Consider the following 513-nt stretch of genomic DNA (forward strand, 5'->3'; position numbering starts at 1 on the left):
GATTGACCTTGGTGCGGTGAATGTTGAGGTCGTCTGAAAAAGCGGCTGAGCTGTCGAAACCCATGCGTTCGGCGAGCAGTTGCTGCTGTTCGGGTGAGGCAGGCAGGGTTTGGGTTTGCTGGTCGTCCCAGTATTGCAGGCGGTGTTCGACGTCGCGCAGGAAGCGGTAGGCGGCAAGCAGGGTTTCGACGTTTTCAGACGGCATGATGCCCAGCTCGGCAAGTTTCTTCAGCGTTTCCTGCGTGCCTTTCAGTTGCAGCGCGCGCATTTGCCCGCCGCGTATCATCTGGAAAATCTGGGCGATAAATTCGACTTCGCGGATGCCGCCCGCGCCGAGTTTGATGTTGTCCGCCATGCCTTTTTTGCTGACTTCGCTGCGGATTTGGCGGTGCAGGTTGCGCATTGCTTCATATGCGCTGTAATCCAGATATTTGCGGAACACAAAGGGGCGCACCAACGCTTTGATGTCGTTCGGATACGGCGTAACCACGCGGCCTTTGCACCACGCATAGC

General features: G+C 57.1%; 1 pseudogene. It reads right to left on the reverse strand.

Annotated elements, in window-relative coordinates:
• Positions 1–513: pseudogene (locus ACTHUR_RS18440) on the reverse strand (bifunctional [glutamate--ammonia ligase]-adenylyl-L-tyrosine phosphorylase/[glutamate--ammonia-ligase] adenylyltransferase); the annotation flags it as partial.

It is taken from the genome of Neisseria sp. P0021.S007, assembly GCF_051956855.1.